The organism is Streptomyces sp. CB01201, from assembly GCF_002803085.1.
Taxonomy (GTDB): Bacteria; Actinomycetota; Actinomycetes; order Streptomycetales; family Streptomycetaceae; genus Streptomyces; species Streptomyces hundungensis.
Genome location: NZ_NNBJ01000006.1, coordinates 26,366 through 47,772, shown reverse-complemented (window position 1 = coordinate 47,772; position 21,407 = coordinate 26,366). Strand labels below are relative to the sequence as shown.

Sequence of the window (21,407 nt, the reverse complement as noted above, 5' to 3'; positions counted from 1 at the left end):
GATGTTAGATCACGCAGCGTGTTTGAGTCGGCGCTCCGTGGAGTAGTCCAGCGAATGGACGGTCACGAACTGGGGTTCGATCCGCATGTACACGGCGTCGAAGGGCTCCCCGTCCACCTCGCGCGGGTCGCTGCCGAACAGCTTGAGCTGCGCGGCGGTCGGCTCGAAGGGCTCCGCGGTCCCGGTGAACTGCACCGACCACACGTGCTGCTCGCCCGTGCTCAGATTGTCGGCGCCGTACGCGACCACGCTGCCCAGGCAGGCGTGGTGGTAGCCGAGCCCCGCGTGCAGCCGCAGCATCACACAGCCGTCGACCACGATGTGGCGGGCCGGGGCCACGAACGGCAGGGCTCGCATGCTGGTCGCCACGCGGCCGTACGGAACACGGCCGAGCAGCTCGATGGCGCGGGCTTCCTCGGAGGACATGCCCCCACCTTCGCGCCCGGCACCCGTCCGCTGAAAGAGCCCGGCGCCCCACGCGTGCGGGCCGTAGGTCCCTTAATGCGCGGCGCCCGGGCTCTTCCAGGAGGCGGTCAGTGGTTCTTCTCGGCCTGGATGCGGGCCACGTACGCGGCGGCCTGGGAGCGGCGTTCCATGCCGAGCTTGGAGAGCAGCGAGGAGACGTAGTTCTTGATCGTCTTCTCTGCGAGGTGCAGGCGCTCACCGATGACGCGGTTGGTCAGACCCTCGCCGATGAGGTCGAGGATCTTGCGTTCCTGCTCGGTGAGGTTGGCCAGGCGGTCGTCGCCCTTGCTCTTGCCGCCGTCGCGCAGCCGCTCCAGGACCCGGGCGGTGGCCACCGGGTCGAGCAGCGACTTGCCGGCCGCCACGTCACGGACCGCGGTCAGCAGTTCGCTGCCGCGGATCGCCTTGAGGACGTATCCGGAGGCACCGGCCATGATCGCGTCGAAGAGCGCCTCGTCGTCCGCGAACGAGGTGAGCATCAGGCACTTGATGTCCTCGTTCTGCGAACGGATCTCCCGGCAGACCTCGACCCCGCTGCCGTCCGGCAGCCGGACATCGAGCACGGCGACATCGGGACGGGTGGCGGGGATCCTGACCAGGGCGTCCGCCGCGGTGCCGGCCTCGCCGACCACTTCGATGTCGTCCTCCACGGACAGCATTTCGTGGACGCCGCGACGGACCACCTCGTGGTCGTCCAGCAGGAATACGGTGATTTTGCCTGTTTCGCGCACGGAATCAGTCTCACACATTCATCCGAAGGACGCCGGAAGGTGCCGTAGGAGACCCCTTCCCGAACCCGCGCGGCCGGGATAACGTGCCGTTGTTCCGGCGGCCTGCAAGGCTGTGACCAGCGACTGTTCCCCACTTTCTCGATTTACTTGGAAATCCAAGCAAAATCGCAGGTCAAGTGGGGTTTCGCAGTAATGCGCAGCACTGGGTAACGTGCTTTTGTCAGGGCGCTCGCCGGAACACCTGTCACGCCTGATCCCGGCCGAGCGCGCACACCCCCGTGCACTTGAGACGGACAGGCGAGCCTCCCCCACGCTCTGGTCGAGCCGGGGGGACCCCCAGGCTCACCGGCGAACCCGGGAGCCGGACAGACGGAGGAGCACGCACGTGACCGTGGAGAGCACTGCCGCGCGCAAACCGCGCCGCAGCAGCAAGCGCACCGCCGGGGCCGGCGCAAGGAAGACGGCCGCCGAGCCCGAGCTCGTACAGCTGCTGACGCCCGAGGGCGAGCGGGTCGAGCACCCTGACTACGACGTCGACCTGAGCCCGGAGGAACTGCGCGGCCTCTACCGCGACATGGTCCTCACGCGCCGCTTCGACGCCGAGGCCACCGCCCTGCAACGGCAGGGCGAACTGGGTCTGTGGGCCTCGCTGCTCGGTCAGGAGGCCGCGCAGATCGGCTCCGGACGTGCGCTGCGGGACGACGACTACGTCTTCCCGACCTACCGCGAGCACGGCGTCGCCTGGTGCCGCGGCGTCGACCCGACGAACCTGCTCGGCATGTTCCGTGGCGTCAACCACGGTGGCTGGGACCCCAACAGCAACAATTTCCATCTGTACACGATCGTCATCGGCTCCCAGACGCTGCACGCGACCGGGTACGCGATGGGCGTCGCCAAGGACGGCGCGGACAGCGCGGTCGTCGCCTACTTCGGCGACGGCGCCTCCAGCCAGGGCGACGTGGCGGAGGCCTTCACCTTCTCCGCCGTCTACAACGCCCCCGTCGTGTTCTTCTGTCAGAACAACCAGTGGGCCATCTCCGAGCCCACCGAGAAGCAGATGCGCGTGCCGCTCTACCAGCGCGCGCAGGGCTTCGGCTTCCCCGGTGTGCGGGTCGACGGCAATGACGTGCTGGCCTGCCTGGCCGTGACGCGGTCCGCCCTGGAGCGGGCCCGCCGGGGCGAAGGGCCCACCCTGGTCGAGGCGTTCACCTACCGGATGGGCGCACACACCACTTCCGACGACCCGACGAAGTACCGGGCCGACGAGGAGCGCGAGGCCTGGGAGGCCAAGGACCCGATCCTGCGCCTGCACAGCTACCTGGAGAAGGCCGGGCACGCGGACGCCGCCTTCTTCGAGGAGCTGGAGAGCGAGTCGGAGACGCTGGGCAAGCGGGTGCGCGAGGCCGTGCGTGCGATGCCCGACCCCGAGCCGATGGCGATCTTCGAGAACATCTACGCCGACGGCCACGCGCTGGTCGACGAGGAGCGCGCCCAGTTCGCCGCCTACCAGGCGTCGTTCTCGGACGGGGAGGGCAACTAGCCATGGCCGTACAGAAGTTGCCGATCGCCAAGGCGATCAACGAGTCGCTGCGCAAGGCGATGGAGACCGACCCCAAGGTCCTGATCATGGGCGAGGACGTCGGCAAGCTCGGCGGTGTCTTCCGGGTCACCGACGGCCTGTTCAAGGACTTCGGCGAGGACCGGGTCATCGACACCCCGCTCGCCGAGTCCGGCATCGTCGGCACCGCGATCGGCCTGGCCCTGCGCGGCTACCGGCCCGTCGTGGAGATCCAGTTCGACGGTTTCGTCTTCCCCGCCTACGACCAGATCGTCACCCAGCTCGCGAAGATGCACGCCCGCGCGCTCGGCAAGATCAAGCTGCCGGTCGTCGTACGCATCCCGTACGGCGGCGGCATCGGCGCGGTCGAGCACCATTCCGAGTCGCCCGAGGCGCTGTTCGCGCACGTGGCCGGCCTCAAGGTGGTCAGCCCGTCCAACGCGTCCGACGCGTACTGGATGATGCAGCAGGCCATCCAGTCCGACGACCCCGTCATTTTCTTCGAGCCCAAGCGCCGCTACTGGGACAAGGGCGAGGTCGACACCGACTCCATCCCGGGCCCGCTGCACAAGGCCCGTACGGTGCGCGACGGTTCGGACCTGACCCTGGTCGCCTACGGGCCGATGGTGAAGGTGTGCCTCGAAGCCGCGGCCGCCGCGCAGGAGGAGGGCAAGTCGATCGAGGTCGTGGACCTGCGCTCGATGTCGCCCATCGACTTCGACGCCGTCCAGGCCTCGGTCGAGCGCACCCGCCGGCTGGTCGTCGTGCACGAGGCTCCGGTCTTCTACGGCGCCGGCGCGGAGATCGCCGCCCGGATCACCGAGCGCTGCTTCTACCACCTGGAGGCCCCGGTGCTCAGGGTCGGCGGCTATCACGCCCCGTACCCGCCGGCCCGCCTTGAGGAGGAGTACCTGCCGGGCCTTGACCGGGTGCTCGACGCCGTCGACCGCTCGCTGGCGTACTGAGGGAATGGTCGTGACGACAATGACTGAGAACGCAGCCCGCTACCGCGAGTTCAAGATGCCGGACGTCGGCGAGGGGCTCACCGAGGCGGAGATCCTCAAGTGGTACGTCCAGCCCGGCGACACCGTGACCGACGGCCAGGTGGTGTGTGAGGTCGAGACCGCCAAGGCGGCCGTCGAACTGCCCATCCCCTACGACGGTGTGGTGCACAAGCTGAACTTCGACGAGGGCGTGACGGTGGACGTGGGTACGTCCATCATCACCATCGACGTGGCCCCCGGCAGCGGGAACGACGCCCCGCCCGCCGAGGCCGCGGAGGCCACCGCGCCCGCTGCGGTCACCGCGCCCGCCGAGTCCGTCGCGCCCGCCTCGTCCGCCGAGGACGAGGCGCCCAAGGGCCGCCAGCCCGTCCTCGTCGGCTACGGGGTCTCCGAGGCCTCGACCAAGCGCCGCCCGCGCAAGGGCGGCGCCCAGGTCCCCGAGCAGGCCCCGGCCGAGGCGCTGCGTGCCGTGCAGACCGAGCTGAACGGGCAGCTGCCCGCACCGGCCCGGCCGCTCGCCAAGCCGCCGGTCCGCAAGCTCGCCAAGGACCTCGGCATCGACCTCGCCACCGTGGTGCCGACCGGCCCCGACGGGATCGTCACCCGCGAGGACGTCCACGCGGCGGTGGCTCCGGTCGTCGAGGACGCCCCCGTTTCACGTGAAACAACTCCCGCTCCGGCGGCGCCCGTTCAGGGGGACGCCCGCGAGACGCGCATTCCCGTCAAGGGGGTACGCAAGGCGACCGCGCAGGCCATGATCGGCTCGGCGTTCACGGCGCCGCACGTCACGGAGTTCGTGACGGTCGATGTGACCCGGACGATGAAGCTGGTCGAAGAGCTCAAGTCCGACAAGGAGATGGCGGGCCTGCGGGTCAACCCGCTGCTCCTGATCGCCAAGGCGCTGCTCGTGGCGATCAAGCGCAACCCGGACGTCAACGCCTCGTGGGACGAGGCGAACCAGGAGATCGTGCTCAAGCACTATGTGAACCTGGGCATCGCGGCGGCGACCCCGCGCGGTCTGATCGTCCCGAACATCAAGGATGCCCACGACAAGACCCTGCCCCAACTCGCCCAGTCGCTGGGCGAGTTGGTGTCGACGGCGCGTGAGGGCAAGACGTCGCCCGCGGCGATGTCGGGCGGCACGGTGACCATCACCAACGTCGGCGTGTTCGGCGTGGACACCGGCACCCCGATCCTGAACCCGGGCGAGTCCGCGATCCTCGCGATCGGCGCGATCAAGCTCCAGCCCTGGGTCCACAAGGGCAAGGTCAAGCCGCGCCAGGTCACCACGCTCGCGCTCTCCTTCGACCACCGCCTGGTTGACGGCGAGCTCGGCTCGAAGGTCCTCGCCGATGTGGCGGCGATCCTGGAACAGCCGAAGCGGCTCATCACCTGGGCCTGACGAGTCCCTGCCTCGGCCCCCGGCGCGTGTTCTCGCGCCGGGGGCCGAGGCAGGCCCGGGGTCCCACCCCGGGCCGGGCGGAGGAGCAACCGGCGCCCGGTCCCGGTGGACAGGGCCTCGGCCCGGGCCGAGAGTGAAGGCAGGGGGCAGGCCGGGCCGAGGGAGCAGCGCATGCGGATGTACGCCCGTGTCCCGATCGGCGCGGCACTCGCCGGGGTCGCCCTGGCCGGAGCCCTGCTCGACCCGGCCACCGCGCGCCCGCCCGTGTCTGCCGCGTCCACCATGGCCCCGGCGTCGTCCATGGCCCCCGCGTCGTCCGTGGCCCCGGTGTCGACCCTGCGCCCGGCGCCCGTGTCCCCCGCGCCCTCCGCGACGACGTGCACCGCCTCCCGCGAAGTCTCCATCGGTGCCGGTGTCACCGCGCGGCTCATCTTCGGCCCGTCCGGCCCCGAGGTCACCTTCGAGGACGGCCCCGGCCATCCGATCCCGAGTCTCGGCAGGCTCGACCGCAGTCACCCCGCGCTGCCCGCGTCCGCCGGCATCAGCGCCGAGATTCTCACCCCGTACGGGCCCGCACCCCGGCTGCGGACCAAGGTCGAGGGCGGCGCGCAGGCCCCGTACCAGGTGCAGGACTTCCCCCGGCCGGCCGAGAACTGCCGGAAGGCCGCCGCCAGGTAGACGCCGTCCCGCGATCCGGACGGCGCTTTCTGATGCACCCCTGTTGTATCTATCCTGTGCGCATGCCTCCCGCCCCGGCTCCCGCCACCAAGCAGCCGCCCGCCGCCGACCGCGTCTACATGCACGTCAAGCAAGCCGTGCTGGACCGCCACTACGAGGGCGGCACGCTGCTCACCGAGGGCGAGCTCGCCGAGGCGGTCGGGGTGTCGCGGACACCGGTGCGCGAGGCGCTGCTCAAGCTCGAAGTGGAAGGGCTGATCAAGCTCTACCCGAAGAAGGGCGCGCTGGTGCTCGCCGTCTCCGCGCAGGAGACCGCCGATGTCGTCGAAACCCGGCTGCTGGTCGAGGAGTTCGCGGTACGCAGGGCGGTCCCCGCGCCGGAGCGGCTGATCGGGCGCCTCCAGGAGCTGCTCGCCGAGCAGAAGGCGCACGCCGCCTCCGGAGACCTGGCCGCCGTCGCCGTCAGCGACCGCTGTTTCCACGCCGAGATCGTGCGCAACGCCGGGAACGAGATCCTGGCCCGGCTCTACGACCAGATGCGGGACCGCCAGCTGCGCATGGGGGTCGCCGTCATGCACGCCCAGCCGGACCGCATCGCCAAGAACATCGCCGAACACGAGGAGATGCTGGAGGCGATCAGGGCCGGCGACGGCGAGCGCGCCGCGCACTGTGTGCGCCAGCACCTCAGCTGGGTCAAGGTTCTGGTCAGGGGGGACGACCGATGAGTTCTGCCGCACTGCCCGCACCACGGCCGCTGGGCGGGCGCCGGGCCGCGTTCGTGTGGAGCATAGGCGTCGGCGTCTACTTCGTCGCCGTCATCTTCCGCACCTCGCTCGGGGTCGCCGGACTGGACGCCGCCGAGCGCTTCCACGTCAACGCCTCGGCCCTGTCCACCTTCTCCATACTCCAGCTGCTCGTGTACGCGGGGATGCAGATACCCGTCGGCCTCATGGTCGACCGGCTCGGCACCAAGAAGGTCCTGGTCCTCGGGACCGTCCTGTTCACCGTCGGACAGCTCGGCTTCGCCCTGTCACCCTCGTACGCCACCGCGCTCGGCTCCCGGGCGCTGCTCGGCTGCGGTGACGCGATGACGTTCATCAGCGTGCTGCGGCTCGGCTCGCGCTGGTTCCCCGCCAAGCACGGCCCGATGATCGGGCAGGTCGCCGCGCTGTTCGGGATGGCCGGCAACCTGGTGTCGACCATCGTCATCGCCCGCTCACTGCACGGCATCGGCTGGACCCAGACCTTCGCGGGCAGCTCGCTCGCCGGAGTGGTGGTCCTGGTCCTGGTGCTGCTCTTCCTGCGCGACCACCCCGAGGGCCACGAGCCGCCGCCCGCGCACCACGCCGGGGCCGCGTTCGTCCGCCGGCAGATCGCCGAGTCGTGGCGCGAGCCCGGCACCCGGCTCGGGATGTGGGTGCACTTCACGACGCAGTTCCCGGCCATGGTGTTCCTGCTGCTGTGGGGGATGCCGTTCCTCGTCGAGGCGCAGGGGCTGAGCCGGGGCACGGCCGGCGAACTGCTGACCCTGGTGGTGCTCTCCAACATGGTTGTGGGCCTGGTGTACGGCCAGGTCATCGCCCGCCACCATGCGGCCCGGCTTCCGCTGGCGCTCGGCACCGTGGGAGCCACCGCGCTCCTATGGGCCGCCACCATCGCCTACCCCGGCGCGCATGCGCCGATGTGGCTGCTCGTCACACTCTGCCTGGTGCTCGGGGCGTGCGGCCCCGCCTCGATGATCGGCTTCGACTTCTCCCGCCCGGCCAACCCGCCGGAACGCCAGGGCACCGCGTCCGGCATCACCAACATGGGCGGCTTCATCGCCTCCATGACGACGCTGCTCGCGGTGGGTGTGCTGCTCGACGCGACCGGGGACAACTACCGGATCGCGTTCTCGTCGGTGTTCTTCCTGGAGGCCCTCGGCCTCGCACAGATCCTGCGGCTGCGGGCGCGGGCCCAGCGCCGCGAGCGGGACCACCTGGTGGCCAGCAGGGTGGAAGCGGTGCACGTGCCGGTGTAGCGCGGGCCGCCGCGGCCCGTCGGGGCTACGGAGTGACCGCGAACTCCCGCAGGATGGCGTCGGCCAGCGCCTGGTCGCCCTCGGCCTTGATGCGGTCGGCCACCGCGTGCGGGCGGACCCGGCCGCACGCGAGCCGCACGAACGTCTCCCAGTCCATGACGAGGGTGACCAGCGGGCCCAGCGAGGGCGCGCCGTCCACCGTGCCGCGCCCGTCCGCGTCGACCCGTACCGTCCGCAGGAACTCCACCGGCCCGTGGATGTCGAAGACGACCGCGGAGCTCGGCGGCGCGCCCGCGTCCTTCGCCACGACGCGGGGCAGCGTGTGCAGCAGGATGTCGCGGGCCACGTACGCGCCCGGAGAGTCCAGGTTGCCCGGCTTGTTGAGGGCCCAGCGCAGGTCCTGCTCGTGCACCCACACATCGAACGCCCGCATCCGCAGCGCGAGTTCCAGGGTCTGCTCGGTGCCGAGGGGGGCGCGGACCTTGGTGTCGGGGTCGCGGTTCTCGTTGCGCAGCTGACGCGCCCGGCGGATGATCGTGTACTCCAGCTCGGAGGTCATCTCCGGCGCCGTATGGTGCCGGCGCACATCTACTTGCATCTCCATATAGCGAGCGAGATCGGTCTGCACATGGAAGATGTCCCGCGGCAGGGTGTGGATCGGCCTCGGATCGCCCAGTTGCTCGCACTCCATGCCGATGATGTGCGACACGATGTCCCGTACCGACCAGTTGGGACAGGGTGTCGCCCGGTTCCACTCACCCTCGACGAGCGGCATCACCAGCTCGGATATCGCCTCGATGGAGTGGGTCCAGGCATCGGCGTAGGTCTGAAGGCTGGGATGGACGGTCACGGGACCCCTCGGCGGTTCTTTTGTACGCGGGCTGGACTGCGGGACTGCGTGGGAGGCTTGGTCGCTAAGTTACGCTGCCGGGCAGCACCCCGGCAGTGCTTTCGTGTGACGATCGTAGGCTGTTTCCCATAGTGCTGACGGCTCGAAGGACAGGACGGTGGTACCGTGCGCGCCTCGCTCATTCAGATCGACGTAAACCCGGACGAGTCCATCAATTCCCGCCGCCGACGCGTGGGTTCGCTGATTCGCGAGCAGCGCGGCAGCGATCTGGTCGTGCTCCCCGAGCTGTGGACGGTGGGGGCGTTCGCTTACGAACTCTTCGCGGACGAGGCCGAGACGCTGGCCGGGACGGGTGAGGCGCCGGCCGGGGCCGGTGACGGGTTGCCGGCCGGCACGGATGGCGGGGCGCCGGCCGGGGCCACCGTGCGGGAGATGTCCGAGGCGGCCCGGGAGGCCGGGGTCTGGCTGCACGCCGGGTCCGTGCCGGAGCGGGGCGCGGACGGGGTGCTCTACAACACCTCCCTCGTCTTCTCGCCCGACGGCGAACTCGCGCACAGCTACCGGAAGATCCACCGGTTCGGCTTCGACAAGGGCGAGGCGGTGCTGATGGGTGCGGGTTCACAGCTCGTGACCGTCCCGCTGCCCGACCTCACGCTCGGCCTGGCCACCTGCTACGACCTGCGCTTCCCTGAGCTGTTCCGGGGTCTGGTCGACGCGGGCGCGCAGGCCTTCGTGATCCCGGCCGGCTGGCCCGAGCGGCGCCGCGCGCACTGGACGCTGCTCGCGCGGGCGCGGGCGGTCGAGAACCAGGCGTACGTGCTGGCCTGCGGCACGGGGGGTACGCACGCGGGGGTCGAGCAGGCGGGGCACAGCATCGCCGTCGACCCCTGGGGTGAGGTGCTCGCCGAGGCGGGGCCGGGGGAGGAGGTCCTGACCGTGGATCTCGACCCGGCGCGGGTGGCCGAGACCCGGGAGGTCTTCCCGGCCCTCAAGGACAGGGTCCTCGGCCTGGAAGCGCCCAAGCGGTAGCTCCGCCGGGGGTGCGGGTCCCGGGTGCGGTCCCGTGGCGGCCGTTCGCGCAGTTCCCCGCGCCCCTTCACCCCGTTTTCGTCCTCGGTCCGTGGGTGCCTGGTCGCGCAGTTCCCCGCGCCCCCAAAAACCCGTTTTCGGCTGCGGGCCGTGGGTGGCTGGTCGCGCAGTTCCTCGCGCCCCTGAAGGATTCGGCGGTGCTGGTCGGCATCGGGCATTTCAGCCCGGCATGGGGGTCTGGGGGCAGAGCCCCGGGGGTCAGTCGTCGTCGCGGTCCTTCTCGTCCATGCGGATCACGCAGATCACCACCGCGATCAGCAGCGCCACATCCGCGTCCTCCCGCACCACGTTCACCGCGTACGTCTCGCGGACCCGGAACCACTTGCGCGAGACATGGGCCAGGAGTTCGCCGTCGTACTCGACGGTGAACTCGCGGTCCAGGATCCGGCCCGTGACGTCGAGCTCCGTGCCCTCCACCAGCCGGACCCGGTAGTGGTTGCGCAGCAGCGAGAGGCGTTTGCGGCGGACCGTCGCGAGCGCCTGGTCGTCCCGCTCGATGGTCATCGCGTCCCGCAGGCTGAACATCTTCTCCCGCAGCGTGATCAGGACCCGTCCGGCCGGGTCCTTCAGCTCCAGGGTGTCGCGCAGCCGCAGCGCCTTGCCGTCGGCGAGGAACGCCTGGCGGCCGTCCTCGGTCTCGATCCAGTAGTCGTCGCCGATGGCGAAGATCTTGTCCCGCACGAGGTATTTCATGGCTACACACCTGCCCGCCCCACGGCCCCGCCGAACGGCGACACAGGGTGTTCATACCGGGATGGCAAGCTTGAAGCATGAACGACGCAGCCCCGGCGCCCACCCCCGCGCCCGCCCCCCGCCGTGCCCGTGTCCGTGCCCCCGAGCTGATCGGCAAGGGTGGCTGGCTGAACACCGGAGGGAAGGAGCTGAGCCTCGCCGAGCTGCGCGGGCGGATCGTCATCCTCGACTTCTGGACGTTCTGCTGCATCAACTGCCTCCACGTCCTCGACGAGCTGCGCGAGCTGGAGGAGAAGCACCGGGACACCGTCGTGATCGTCGGCGTGCACTCGCCGAAGTTCGTGCACGAGGCCGAGCACCAGGCCGTGGTCGACGCCGTCGAGCGGTACGGGGTGGAGCACCCGGTGCTCGACGACCCCGAGCTGGCGACCTGGAAGCAGTACGCGGTGCGGGCCTGGCCCACGCTCGTGGTGATCGACCCCGAGGGGTATGTCGTCGCCCAGCACGCCGGTGAGGGGCATGCTCACGCCATTGAGCGGCTCGTCGAGGAGCTGGAGGCCGAGCACGGCGCCAAGGGCACGCTGCGGCGCGGCGACGGCCCCTATGTGGCGCCGGAGCCCGTCGCCACCGACCTGCGCTTCCCGGGCAAGGCGATCGCGCTGCCGAGCGGGAACCTCCTGGTGTCCGACACCACCCGCCACCAGCTGGTCGAGCTCGGCCCGGACGGCGAGGGCGTGGTGCGCCGGATCGGCGGGGACGGGCAGTTCAAGGAGCCGCAGGGACTCGCGCTGCTCCCGGACGGCAAGGTCGTCCTCGCCGACACCGTGCACCACGCGCTGCGCACCTTCGACCCGGCGACCGGCGAGATCGAGCTGCTTGCCGGCACCGGCAGGCAGTGGTGGCAGGGGCAGCCCACCTCCGGGCCCGCCCTCGACGTCGACCTCTCCTCGCCGTGGGACGTGGCCTGGTGGCGGGGCAAGGTGTGGATCGCCATGGCCGGGGTGCACCAGCTGTGGACGTACGACCCGGAGACGGAGACCGTCGAGGTCGCGGCCGGCACCACCAACGAGGGGCTCGTCGACGGGCCGGGTGACGAGGCCTGGTTCGCGCAGCCGTCCGGGCTCGCGGCCACCGAGGACCGGCTCTGGGTCGCCGACTCGGAGACCTCGGCGCTGCGCTACGTCGATCCCGAGGGCGCGGTGCACACCGCCGTCGGCACCGGCCTCTTCGACTTCGGGCACCGCGACGGGGACGCCGCCCAGGCGCTGCTCCAGCACCCCCTCGGCGTGACCGCGCTGCCGGACGGCTCGGTCGCCGTGTCCGACACGTACAACCACGCGCTGCGCCGCTACGACCCGGCGACGGGTCAAGTCACCACGCTGGCAACGGACTTGAGGGAGCCGAGCGACGCGGTCCTGGTCGGGGACGACATCGTCGTCGTCGAGTCGGCGCGGCACCGGCTGACCCGGCTGAGGCTGCCCGAGGAGGCGGTACGAGTCGAGTCGGTGGCGCACCGCACCCAGCGTGCGGCCACCGAAGTCGCGCCGGGCAGGCTCCAGTTGGACGTGGTGTTCCAGGCGCCGGCCGGTCAGAAGCTGGACACCCGCTACGGGCCCTCCACCCGGCTGCTCGTCTCCTCGACGCCGCCCGAGCTGCTGCTCACGGGTGAGGGCACGGGCACCGACCTCGCGCGCGAGCTCGCCCTGAACCCCGAGGTCACCGAGGGCGTACTGCATGTGTCGGCGATGGCCGCCTCCTGCGACGACACTGCGTCACATAGCGGCTCCGCCGCGGGGGCCAACGAGTACCCGGCCTGCCACATGCACCAGCAGGACTGGGGCGTGCCCGTACGGCTCGTCGAGGGCGGTACGAGCCGGCTGTCCCTGGTGCTGGCCGGGATGGACCCGGCCGAGGCCTCCTAGCCGTCCGGGCCCGGGGCCGCCACGCTCCGGGTCCTAGGCGAAGCCCGGCTTGAACGGCCCGGTCCGCGGGGCCGGCCCGCACAGCGGCAGCGCGGCCGGGTGGCCGTGCGCGTCCAGGACCGCGACCATGATCGCGGCGCCGTGGCCGGGCAGGGTCACCCGCACCGTCGAACCGACGGCCGGGCAGCCGCGGCGGGGCGAGTAGTGCACGCGGGCCACCCCGCCGGCGCCGGGGTGCAGCGCGAAGGGCTTCGCGAACGGCTGGGCCGGAGTGGAGACGAGCGGGGCGCCCCGGCCGCCGTCGGCCAGGACGGTCAGCGTGGGGGTGCCGTGCAGCACACAGATGTGCCCGGAGGTGTTGCGGGCCACCAGGACCGCGTCGCCGCCCGCCCGGGCGTCGGCGCCGTGGCGCGGGGCGCCCCTGCCCGGCGGGTCGACGAGGCGGAAGGTGAAGGACAGCGCGGTGGGCGAGCAGAAGACCCGGGCGTCCTCGCCCCCGTCGTCGGCCGGGCCGGTGGGCGTGCCCGTACCCGTGCCCGGGTTCCCCGGCGGCGGAGTCGCCCCGGCCGACCCCGAAGGCGCCGCGGACCCGGCACCGGCCGAGGGGGTGGACCCGGGCAGGCCCGTCCCCGCCCCGGTCCCCGAAGCGGAGGCGGACGGAGTCGGCCGCTCCCGCGGTGTCGCGGCGCTCGGCGCCGGGGAGCTGTGCGCCACCGACTTCACGGAGGTGGCGGGAGCGGCGGGCACCCGGTCCGTGCAGCCGGTCAGGGCGCCGAGCAGCACGGCGGCGACCAGGCCGACGACGGCCGTGCCCCCGCCCGTACTCCCCCTGCCCCCGCGCATCGCGCCCCGCCCTTTCTGAGAATCCGTGTGCCGCCGAGTGTCCGTGTGCCCCTGGGTATCCGTGTGCCGCACCAGCCTCACGCCCGCCGCTATCGCTCGGCTAACGCCGCGTGAGCCTACGCGCAGGCCAGCTTGGCCAGTTGGGCGCGGGCTGCCGCGGCCCCTTCCTCGTAGCCGTGGTCGTCGGCCTCGTGGGCCGCGTCCGTGAGCTGGCGGCGGGCGTCGTCGATGCGGCCGAGGCCGGCCAGCGCCTCGCCGTAGCTGGTGCGCAGCAGCACCCGGCGCGGGATGGCCTCCGGCGAGGGTCCCAGTTCGAGGCCCGTGGAAGCGTGTTCCAGGGCACGTTCGTGGTCGCCCGCGTCCAGGAAGTGGCGGGCCAGGTGCTGGTGGGCGAGCATCACGGTCGAGCGGTCGCGGGCCCGGCCGGCCAACGTGAGTGCCTGGCCGAGGAGTTCACCGGCCCGGTCCGCATCGCCGTACTGGGCGAGGACGAGCGCGAGGTTCATCCGGGCGATGGCCTCGCTGGTGACACAGCCGGCCCGGCGGGCCAGATCGGGTGCCTTCTCCAGCTGCGCGAGCGCCTCGTCCCAGCGGCCCTCCTCGTGCAGCACCCAGCCGAGCAGCGCGCGGGTGCGCGACTGTGCGTCCAGCTCCTGCTCCAACTCGGCCGATTCCAGGGCCTGTTCGAGCAGTGGGCCCCAGCCGTCGCGGACCCGCCACAGGATGAGCGGCCACTGGAGCAGCACGAGCCGCCAGGCCCGGTCGTGCATTCCGGCGGTGACGGCGGCGGCCACCGCCCCGCGCAGGGTGGCCCGTTCGGCCTCGTACCAGGCGAGCGCGGCCTGGCGGTCCTCGAACTCGCGCACCGCCGCGGGCCGCCGGGACCCGGGCGGCGGCACGAAGCAGGGCTGGCTGCCCGGTTCGGCGGTGGCGGTCGCGACCAGGCCGGTGTGCAGGTAGTGGTCCAGGAGCCGGGTGAGGCCGTCCGGGTCGGCCTCGGGGGCGAGCGCGCGGGCGTAGAGGCGTACGAGATCGTGCAGGGCGTAGGAGTCGGGGCGGGTGCGCGGGTCGGGGCCGTGCGGGCCCGACTCCACGAGGAGGTGGGCGGCGGCGAGCCGTTCGAGGGCCACGGCGGCCTGGTCCGGGGTGCAGCCGGCCAGGGCGGCGGCCGTGTAGCGGTCGAGCTCGGAGCCGGTGTGGAGGCCGAGCGACCGGAACATCCTCCGTGCCTGTTCCGGGAGTTGCTGCACGGTCAGGCGCAGTGCGGCGGCCACTCCGGTGTCCTCGACCCTCAGCAGCCCCAACCGCTGCTGTTCGTCGGCGAGTTCACCGGCGAGCGCGGCCAGCGTCCACTGCGGGCGGGCGGCGAGCCGGGCGGCGGTGACGCGCAGGGCCAGCGGCAGCCCGTCGCAGAGCGCGGCGAGGCGCGCGGCCGCTTCGGGTTCGGCGGCGACCCGGTCCTCGCCGAGCACCGCGCCGAGCAGGGCGGCGCAGTCGGCGGCGGGCAGTTCGTCGAGGCGGACCGGGCGCGCGGCGTCGGAGGCGACGAGGCCGCCGAGCCGGTCGCGGCTGGTGACCAGGGTGACGCAGTGGTCGCCGCCCGGGAGCAGCGGGCGGACCTGCTCGGAGTCGCGGGCGTTGTCGAGCACGACCAGCATCCGGTGCTCGGCGGTCAGTGAGCGGTACAGCGCGCCCATGCCGGCCTCGGTCTCGGGTATGCGCTGGACGGGCACGCCGAGGGCGAGCAGGAACTCCCGCAGTACGACGGTGACTTGGCGGGCCGGGGTGTCGCTGTAGCCGCACAGGTCGACGAAGAGGCGGCCGTCGGGGAAGTCGGCCCTGCGCTCGTGCGCCCAGTGCACGGCGAGCGCGGTCTTGCCGACCCCGGCGCCGCCGGTGACCACCGCGACCGGGCCGTACTGCCCGTCGGCGGCCGCGCCGAGCGCGTCGAGTTCGGCCTGCCGGCCGGTGAATCCGCGCGGCCTGCGGGGCAGCAACTCCGGTACGCAGGTGGCTGGTTCGGGCTTCTTCGCACTCTGCTCCACCGGGGCGACGGGGGTGCCGGTGTGCAGGATCGTGGCGTACGCGTCGGAGAGTGCGGGGCCCGGGTCGACGCCGAGTTCGTCGGCGAGCAGGCGGCGGGTGCGGTGGAACCATTCGAGGGCGTCCGACTGGCGGCCCGAGCGGCTCAGGGCCAGCATCAGGGCGGCCGAGAGGGGCTCGCGCAAGGGGTGGGCGACGGCCTCGGTGCGCAGGACGGCGGCGGCCCGCCCATGCTCGCCGAGTTCCCCGTACGCCTCGGCGAGCGCCTCGACGGAGGCTAGTCTGAGCTCTTCGAGGGCGTGGGCGGCGGTCTGGAGCGGCGGGCTGGTGACGGTGCCGGTGAGGGCGGGGCCCTGCCACAGGGCGAGCGCCTCGCGCAGCATCAGGACCGCGTCGCCGGGGCCGCGCTGGGCGCGGGCGAGCGAGACGAGTTCCTCGAAGCGGTGCGCGTCGATGAGGGTCTCGGGGAGCCGCAGGACGTACGCCGGCCCCTGGGTGGCCAGTTCGATCCCGTACGCCTCGGCGCCGTGCTCGGCGAGCAGGGCGCGCAGCCGGGATATGTGGCCCTGGAGGACGGTGCGGGAGTGCAGGGGCGGCTCTTCGTCCCACAGGGCCTCGGTGAGGCGTTCCACCGGGACGGCCGTGTTGGGCTGGAGCAGCAGCATGGCGAGCAGGCTGCGGCGCTTGGCGGGGCCGAGCGGGAGGAACGCGCCGTCCTCCGTCGCCACGGCCACCGTTCCCAGGACGCGGAACTCCACGGTGGCGACACCCCCTTGCTCCCCGTTCCCACCCGGGCCTGGTCAGGGCCCGGAGAGTCGAGGATACGCGGGGCGCGCGCAAGGGGCACATGAGGTGGCCCCGGTGCAGGGCGGCCACCTGGGGTGGTCCGGGCCCGCGGGGCGGGGGCCGGGGCTCACATGAGGTGGTCGCGGTCCTCCTCGACGATGGTCGCCCCCGGCACCATGCGCCGCCTGCGCAGCACGCTGGTGAAGACGGCGACGCCGATGATGCCGACGGCCATGAGTATCAGGCCGACGACGTGGACGTTCACACCGCTGGTGTGCCAGTCCGTCGCGAACGTGAGGATGGCCCCCACCGCGATGAGGATGATGCAGCCGCCCAAGCCCATGGAACTCGCCTCCGTGAAAGGTGGTGGACCGTCCGAGTACCCGGGCCCCGGACGCCCAACCCCCGTGCGTGGCAAGCGGGTTCGGCCTTATGGGCGCTTTCCGGCCGTATCAGCCGTATCAGCCGTATCGGCCGTATCAGCCGTATCGGTGGCTCGGTCGGCTCAGTCGGTGAGGAACGAGGTGAGCGCGTTGGCCAACAGGTACGGGTCGTCCGCGCCGCACAGCTCGCGCGCGCTGTGCATCGACAGGATGGCCACGCCGATGTCGACGGTCTGGATGCCGTGCCGGGCCGCGGTGATCGGGCCGATCGTGGTGCCGCAGGGCATCGCGTTGTTGGAGACGAAGGTCTGCCAGGGCACGTCGGCGCGCTCGCAGGCCGCCGCGAACACGGCACGGCCGGCGCCGTCGGTGGCGTACCGGGCGTTCACGTTGACCTTGAGGATGGGGCCGCCGTTGGCGCGCGGGTGGTGCGTGGGGTCGTGCCGCTCGGCGTAGTTGGGGTGGACGGCGTGGCCGGTGTCGGAGGACAGACAGACGGTCCCGGCGAAGGCGCGGGCGCGGTCCTCGTAGCTGCCGCCGCGGGCGAACACCGAGCGCTCCATGACGTTGCCCAGGAGCGGGCCGTCGGCGCCGGTGTCGGCCTGCGAGCCGTCCTCCTCGTGGTCGAAGGCGGCGAACACCGGGATGAAGGGGAGCGCGTCGGCGCCGGACACGGCGGCGAGGGCCGCGACTCCCGCGTGCACGGACAGCAGGTTGTCCATGCGCGGCCCGGCCACCAGCTCCCGGTCGCGGCCGAGGTAGGCGGGCGCCTCGACGGAGTGCAGCATCAGGTCCCAGCCGGCCACGTCGCCCTCGGCGAGCCCCGCCTCCTGCTCCAGGAAGTCGATCAGGTCGCCCTCGCGCACGTCGTCGCCGAGGCCCCAGATCGGCTGGAGGTGGCGCTGGCGGTCGAGCTTGAGCCCGTCGGTGTTCACCGAGCGGTCCAGGTGCACGGCGAGCTGCGGCACGCGCAGCAGCGGCCGGTCCACGTTGACCAGGCGGTGGCTGCCGTCCTTGAGGGTGAGACGGCCCGCGATACCGAGGTCGCGGTCGAGCCAGGTGTTGAGCAGCGTCCCGCCGTAGACCTCGACGGCGACCTGGCGCCAGCCGTACGCGCCCGAGTCCGGCTGCGGCTTCACGCGCAGGTTCGGGGAGTCGGTGTGGGCGCCGACGATCCGGTACGGGGTGTGGGGCTCGGCGCCCTCGGGCACGAACCAGGCCACGATGGCGCCGCCGCGCAGCACGTACTTACCGCCGTGCGTGCCGTCCCAGGCATCCGTCTCCTGGACCTGCCGGAACCCGGCCTTCTCCAGCCGAGCGGCCGCGTTGGCCACGGCGTGGTACTGCGACGGGCTCGCAGCGAGGAAGGTCAGCAGGTCGTCGGTGTGGCCGCGGTCGAAGCGGGGCGGTGTGCTCATGCCGCCACCCTAGCGGCGCCCCGCCCCCGCCTCCGGGCCCCGAGCGTCTTGCCCCGTTTGGCCCCGGGGGGTCTGCCCTCCCGCCCCGGCGCGGGGGTCCGTCCGGCCCCGGGACACGCCGAAAAGGGCCCGGGGTCCGACCACCCCGAGCCCCTCTCCCGGCGGAGGCCTAGAAGGCCGCCTCGTCCAGGTCCATCAGGGAGTTGTCCACCGTCTCGGCCAGCGCACGCGCCGTACCGACGCCCGGCAGGACGTTCGCCGCGAAGAACTTCGCAGCCGCGATCTTGCCCGTGTAGAACGGGACGTCCTTCGCCGAGGCCGAGGAGAGCTTCTCGGCGGCGACGGCCGCACCCTTGAGGAGCAGGTAGCCGACCACCACGTCACCCGAGGCCATCAGCAGACGGGTCGTGTTGAGACCCACCTTGTAGATGTTCTTGACGTCCTCGCCCGTCGCCGTGAGGTCGGTGATCATCGTGCCGACGATCGCCTCCAGGTCGACGGCCGCCTTGGCGAGCGAGTCGAGCGCGCCGCCCAGCTCCGCGTTGCCGTTCTGCTCCGCGAGGAACTTCTTGATCTCCTCGGACAGGGTGTTCAGGGCCGCGCCCTGGTCCCGGACGATCTTCCGGAAGAAGAAGTCCTGGCCCTGGATGGCCGTCGTGCCCTCGTACAGCGTGTCGATCTTGGCGTCACGGATGTACTGCTCGATCGGGTATTCCTGGAGGTACCCGGAGCCGCCGAAGGTCTGGAGCGACTCGGACGAGAGCTTCTCGTACGACTTCTCCGAGCCGTAGCCCTTCACGATGGGCAGCAGCAGGTCGTTCAGGCCGACGAGCGCCTTCGCGTCCTCGCCCGCCGCCTCCTTCACCTGGATCGCGTCCTGGATGGAGGCGGTGTAGAGGACGAGCGAGCGCATGCCCTCGGCGTACGCCTTCTGCGTCATCAACGAGCGCCGCACGTCCGGGTGGTGAGTGATCGTCACCTTCGGTGCGGTCTTGTCCATGAACTGCGAGAGGTCGCTGCCCTGGACGCGCTCCTTGGCGTACTCAAGCGCGTTGAGGTACCCGGTCGACAGGGTCGCGATGGCCTTCGTGCCGACCATCATGCGGGCGAACTCGATGATCATGAACATCTGGCGGATGCCGTCGTGCTTGTCGCCGATCAGCCAGCCCTTGGCGGGGTGCTGGTCGCCGAACGTCATCTCGCACGTGTTGGACGCCTTCAGGCCCATCTTGTGCTCGACGTTCGTCGCGTACACGCCGTTGCGCTCGCCCAGCTCGCCGGTCTCCCAGTCGAAGTGGAACTTCGGCACGAGGAAGAGGGACAGGCCCTTGGTGCCCGGGCCGTGGCCCTCGGGGCGGGCGAGGACGTAGTGGAGGATGTTCTCCTCCATGTCGTGCTCACCGGACGTGATGAAGCGCTTCACGCCCTCGATGTGCCACGAGCCGTCGTCCTGCTGCACGGCCTTGGTGCGGCCGGCGCCGACGTCCGACCCGGCGTCCGGCTCGGTGAGGACCATCGTCGAGCCCCAGCGCTTGTCGACCGCGATCTCGGCGATCTTCTTCTGCTGCTCGTTGCCCTCGGCGAAGAGGATGCCGGCGAAGGCCGGGCCGGAGGAGTACATCCAGATCGCGGGGTTCGAACCGAGCAGCAGCTCGGCGTACGCCCAGATCAGTGAGCGCGGCGAGACGGTGCCGCCGATCTCCTCGGGCAGGCCGAGCCGCCAGTACTCGGAGTCCATGAACGCCTTGTAGGAGCTCTTGAAGGACTCCGGGACCGGAGCGGTGTTCGTGGCCGGGTCGAAGACCGGCGGGTTGCGGTCCGCGTCCGCGAAGGAGTCGGCCAGCTCGTTCTCGGCGAGACGGGCGATCTCCTCCAGGATCGACTTGGCGGTGTCGACGTCCATCTCCCCGAACGGGCCGGTGCCGTACAGCTTGTCGCGTCCGAGCACCTCGAAGAGGTTGAACTCGATGTCGCGGAGATTCGACTTGTAGTGCCCCATGGCGACGGCTCCGTAAGCAGGGTGTCGGTTACATCTACCAGCAAGTAGGTCAGTACCTCCGATGATGCTACCCACCGGTAATAACGCGCAACCTCTGGCCGAGAACTGTGACGTGTCAGGCAGGGGAACTCTGGTGGGCCGGGTGGCGCTCCAGTGCCGTGGTGAGCGCCCGCGCGGTCTCGGTGTTGCAGTTCCCGAGGATGACGAGCGCGGGCGTCCCGAAGTCCCGCCCGAGGGAGGGCAGCGTGATGCCGTGCTCTGCGAGCGCGGCTCGCAGCTCCATGACGACGGCGTAGGTGTCGTCCCGGCGGGGCGGAAGGGGGGTCTTGCCCATGGGGTGCCTCCTGTGAGTGCGGTGTGTGACGAATCCCTCACAGCGTGACGCTGGGTGCCCTACCGTCGGAAGTGGTTCACATTGCGCCCGGCAACTGGCAAATGGCGGTGGTGAGTTGTGCCCCCTGACAAGGATCCCGATGCGTCGGCGAACGTGCCGTCCTTCTACGGTGCGGAGCTGCGCTACAAACGGAAGGCGGCGGGCCTCACGCTTGAGCAACTGGCCGACGGTAGCTTCCGTGGCGTGCCGTTCCTGAGCCAGATCGAGCGCGGCGAGCGTCGCATGCCCCTGGATCTGGCCAAGCATGTGGACGAGAAGCTGGGGACCGACGGCTTTTTCGAGCGGCGCTGTGAAGACGCGCGGAAGGCGAAGCAGTCCGGGCATGCGGAGTACTTCGCTGATGTTGCGGAGATGGAACGGCACGCGGAGACGATCGAGGACTGGGCGCCTACGCTCATCCCAGGCCTGCTACAGACGGAGGCGTACGTTCGGAAGGTCATTCAGAGCGGGGCCCCATGGCTGAGTCCAGCAGATGTCGAGAAGCAGGTGCAGGCCCGGCTGGAGCGCGCAAAGCTCTGGGAGTGTGAGGATCGCCCAGCGTTCTGGGGCGTCCTGCACGAGTCGCTGATCCGCAACCCGCTGCTGCCGCCCGGAGAGATGGCGGAGCAGTCGGACCACATCTCCTATGTGGTCCGTTCCACGCAAAGCGTTCTGCAGATCCTTCCGGAAACCGCTGGTGCCCATCCGTTGATGATGGGGGTTATCAAGGTTATGGCCTTTCCTGATGCTCCACCGGTGGTCTACATCGAGAGTCAGCACAGCGGCCAACTGATCGACTATCCGGCCCTCGTGAAGGACTACCGCAGGTCGTACGATCTGCTCAGGGCCGCGGCACTACCGCCGGACACGTCCCTGGCCATGATCGAGCAAGCGGCGAAGGACTACCGAAATGGCAAGCACAGAGCTTGACTTGAGCACCGCGCTGTGGAGTAAGAGCAGCTACAGCAATGCGACCGGTGGCGACTGCGTCGAGGTAGCCGGCAACCTCCCCGGTGTCGTCCCCGTACGGGACTCCAAGGCGCCGAACGGCCCCGCACTGATCATCGCGGCCAGCGCCTGGGCGCCCTTCGTCGAGGCGGTGAAGGGCAGGGGCCTCCGCCGCTGAGACCCGCTGTCCGCCAGGACCCCG

At 71.3% G+C, this 21,407-nt stretch carries 20 protein-coding genes; 10 read left to right on the top strand and 10 right to left on the bottom strand.

Translation table 11 applies throughout. From position 1 onward, the window contains the following. Window positions 1-9: 9 nt before the first annotated feature. Together CG740_RS14310 and CG740_RS14305 are read right to left on the bottom strand one after the other, a co-directional pair. The gene (locus CG740_RS14310) at window positions 10-426 is read right to left on the bottom strand and encodes a pyridoxamine 5'-phosphate oxidase family protein (RefSeq protein WP_100575502.1); all 417 of its coding nucleotides are present in this window, start codon (window positions 424-426) and stop codon (window positions 10-12) included. A gap of 107 nt (window positions 427-533) precedes the next feature. Next, on the bottom strand, window positions 534-1,196 hold the full coding sequence (locus CG740_RS14305; protein WP_100575501.1) for a response regulator: 663 nt from the start codon (window positions 1,194-1,196) through the stop codon (window positions 534-536). 385 nt (window positions 1,197-1,581) lie between these two features. Here CG740_RS14305 and pdhA point away from each other — a divergent pair, with 385 nt between their 5' ends. From pdhA to CG740_RS14275, 6 genes are all read left to right on the top strand, one after another. Next, the gene (gene pdhA, locus CG740_RS14300; protein WP_100575500.1) at window positions 1,582-2,736 is read left to right on the top strand and encodes a pyruvate dehydrogenase (acetyl-transferring) E1 component subunit alpha; all 1,155 of its coding nucleotides are present in this window, start codon (window positions 1,582-1,584) and stop codon (window positions 2,734-2,736) included. 2 nt (window positions 2,737-2,738) lie between these two features. Next, window positions 2,739-3,719 carry an alpha-ketoacid dehydrogenase subunit beta gene (locus tag CG740_RS14295; RefSeq protein WP_100575499.1) on the top strand — a complete coding sequence of 327 codons (981 nt, stop codon included), beginning with the start codon at window positions 2,739-2,741 and terminating at the stop codon, window positions 3,717-3,719. A gap of 10 nt (window positions 3,720-3,729) precedes the next feature. Then, window positions 3,730-5,160, top strand: coding sequence for a dihydrolipoamide acetyltransferase family protein (locus CG740_RS14290; protein WP_100575789.1), 1,431 nt, complete (start codon window positions 3,730-3,732; stop codon window positions 5,158-5,160). A gap of 171 nt (window positions 5,161-5,331) precedes the next feature. After that, window positions 5,332-5,838: a hypothetical protein gene (locus CG740_RS14285; RefSeq protein ID WP_100575498.1), complete on the top strand. Its 507-nt coding sequence runs from the start codon at window positions 5,332-5,334 to the stop codon at window positions 5,836-5,838. A gap of 62 nt (window positions 5,839-5,900) precedes the next feature. Then, window positions 5,901-6,563 carry a GntR family transcriptional regulator gene (locus CG740_RS14280; RefSeq protein WP_199846442.1) on the top strand — a complete coding sequence of 221 codons (663 nt, stop codon included), beginning with the start codon at window positions 5,901-5,903 and terminating at the stop codon, window positions 6,561-6,563. After that, on the top strand, window positions 6,560-7,858 hold the full coding sequence (locus CG740_RS14275; RefSeq protein ID WP_100575496.1) for an MFS transporter: 1,299 nt from the start codon (window positions 6,560-6,562) through the stop codon (window positions 7,856-7,858). Before CG740_RS14280 ends, CG740_RS14275 begins: the two co-directional genes overlap by 4 nt. A 25-nt stretch (window positions 7,859-7,883) precedes the next feature. Here the strand turns inward: CG740_RS14275 and CG740_RS14270 are convergent, their stop codons facing one another. Next, complete coding sequence (locus CG740_RS14270; protein ID WP_100575495.1) at window positions 7,884-8,708, bottom strand: maleylpyruvate isomerase family mycothiol-dependent enzyme; 825 nt, start codon at window positions 8,706-8,708, stop codon at window positions 7,884-7,886. 165 nt (window positions 8,709-8,873) lie between these two features. Between CG740_RS14270 and CG740_RS14265 the strand changes: the two genes are divergently transcribed. After that, window positions 8,874-9,737: a carbon-nitrogen family hydrolase gene (locus CG740_RS14265; protein WP_100575494.1), complete on the top strand. Its 864-nt coding sequence runs from the start codon at window positions 8,874-8,876 to the stop codon at window positions 9,735-9,737. A gap of 258 nt (window positions 9,738-9,995) precedes the next feature. Here CG740_RS14265 and CG740_RS14260 read toward each other — a convergent pair whose 3' ends face one another. Then, window positions 9,996-10,490, bottom strand: a complete 495-nt coding sequence (locus CG740_RS14260; protein WP_100575493.1) for an LURP-one-related/scramblase family protein — start codon at window positions 10,488-10,490, stop codon at window positions 9,996-9,998. Window positions 10,491-10,567: 77 nt separating this feature from the next. Here CG740_RS14260 and CG740_RS14255 point away from each other — a divergent pair, with 77 nt between their 5' ends. Next, window positions 10,568-12,412 carry an NHL domain-containing thioredoxin family protein gene (locus tag CG740_RS14255; RefSeq protein ID WP_100575492.1) on the top strand — a complete coding sequence of 615 codons (1,845 nt, stop codon included), beginning with the start codon at window positions 10,568-10,570 and terminating at the stop codon, window positions 12,410-12,412. A gap of 33 nt (window positions 12,413-12,445) precedes the next feature. Here CG740_RS14255 and CG740_RS14250 read toward each other — a convergent pair whose 3' ends face one another. The 6 genes from CG740_RS14250 to CG740_RS14225 form a co-directional block, all read right to left on the bottom strand. After that, entirely contained in the window at window positions 12,446-13,255 is an 810-nt protein-coding gene (locus CG740_RS14250) for a DUF4232 domain-containing protein (RefSeq protein WP_100575491.1), read from the bottom strand. Window positions 13,256-13,371: 116 nt separating this feature from the next. After that, on the bottom strand, window positions 13,372-16,056 hold the full coding sequence (locus CG740_RS14245) for an AfsR/SARP family transcriptional regulator (protein ID WP_100575490.1): 2,685 nt from the start codon (window positions 16,054-16,056) through the stop codon (window positions 13,372-13,374). Between the two features lie 155 nt (window positions 16,057-16,211). Then, on the bottom strand, window positions 16,212-16,427 hold the full coding sequence (locus tag CG740_RS14240) for a DUF6458 family protein (RefSeq protein ID WP_100575489.1): 216 nt from the start codon (window positions 16,425-16,427) through the stop codon (window positions 16,212-16,214). A gap of 162 nt (window positions 16,428-16,589) precedes the next feature. Next, window positions 16,590-17,885 (bottom strand): M18 family aminopeptidase, encoded by a 1,296-nt coding sequence (locus tag CG740_RS14235; protein ID WP_100575488.1) that lies wholly within the window; start codon window positions 17,883-17,885, stop codon window positions 16,590-16,592. Window positions 17,886-18,054: 169 nt separating this feature from the next. Next, a complete protein-coding gene (locus tag CG740_RS14230) occupies window positions 18,055-19,884 on the bottom strand; it encodes an acyl-CoA dehydrogenase (RefSeq protein WP_100575487.1) in 1,830 nt (609 codons plus the stop codon). A 115-nt stretch (window positions 19,885-19,999) separates the two neighbouring features. Continuing rightward, window positions 20,000-20,218: a hypothetical protein gene (locus tag CG740_RS14225; protein WP_100575486.1), complete on the bottom strand. Its 219-nt coding sequence runs from the start codon at window positions 20,216-20,218 to the stop codon at window positions 20,000-20,002. Between the two features lie 117 nt (window positions 20,219-20,335). Here CG740_RS14225 and CG740_RS14220 point away from each other — a divergent pair, with 117 nt between their 5' ends. Together CG740_RS14220 and CG740_RS14215 are read left to right on the top strand one after the other, a co-directional pair. Next, complete coding sequence (locus tag CG740_RS14220) at window positions 20,336-21,187, top strand: helix-turn-helix domain-containing protein (protein WP_100575485.1); 852 nt, start codon at window positions 20,336-20,338, stop codon at window positions 21,185-21,187. Then, a complete protein-coding gene (locus CG740_RS14215; RefSeq protein ID WP_100575484.1) occupies window positions 21,168-21,383 on the top strand; it encodes a DUF397 domain-containing protein in 216 nt (71 codons plus the stop codon). The genes CG740_RS14220 and CG740_RS14215 overlap by 20 nt, the downstream gene beginning before the upstream one ends. Window positions 21,384-21,407: the final 24 nt, after the last annotated feature.